The sequence below is a fragment of the Methylobacterium sp. WL19 genome, assembly GCF_008040005.1.
Taxonomy (GTDB): domain Bacteria; phylum Pseudomonadota; class Alphaproteobacteria; order Rhizobiales; family Beijerinckiaceae; genus Methylobacterium; species Methylobacterium bullatum.
The window spans coordinates 1-472 of sequence record NZ_VRVC01000315.1 but is presented as its reverse complement, the minus strand read 5'-3'; the positions used below and the strand labels follow the sequence as shown (position 1 = coordinate 472).

General features: G+C 68.0%; 1 protein-coding gene. It reads left to right on the top strand.

Annotation, left to right across the window (positions count from 1 at the left end; genetic code table 11):
* Positions 1 to 224, top strand: a 224-nt coding sequence (locus FV220_RS25260) for a dihydrofolate reductase (protein WP_147833599.1), incomplete at its 5' end; no start/stop codon positions are given.
* Between the last annotated feature and the right edge of the window lie 248 nt (positions 225 to 472).

Genomic DNA, 472 nt, shown 5'->3' with positions numbered 1-472 from the left:
GGGCGGAGGAGCTGATGGTGGCGGGGGGCGGCGAGATCTATGCCCTGGCGCTGCCCCATGCCGACCGCATCCACTTCACCGAGGTCGAGATCGGCCCGGAGGGGGATACGGTGTTCCCGGCCTACGACGCGGGGGATTTCCGCGAAGTCTCGCGTGTCGCGCATCCGCCTGGCGAGCGGGATGAATGCGCCTTCGCGTTCGTTGATCTGGAACGGGTCCGGTAACTCTACGCCGCGACGCATCGCGCAAGAGCGCTCGGCGCTGTTGCCTTTCCTCTTCGTGATGCCCACTTGCCAGCCTTGACAGGACGGAGTGGCGACACTCAGTACCGTGGGACGGATCGGCCCGAGGCGAGAGCGCGGCGGGCCGCCTTCGAACGACACTGCCTCAGCAGGAGATATCGGCGAGCATGCCTTGGAGCAATCAAAGCGGCGGCGGTGGCGGCAACGGGGGAGGGCCCTGGGGCCGTGGC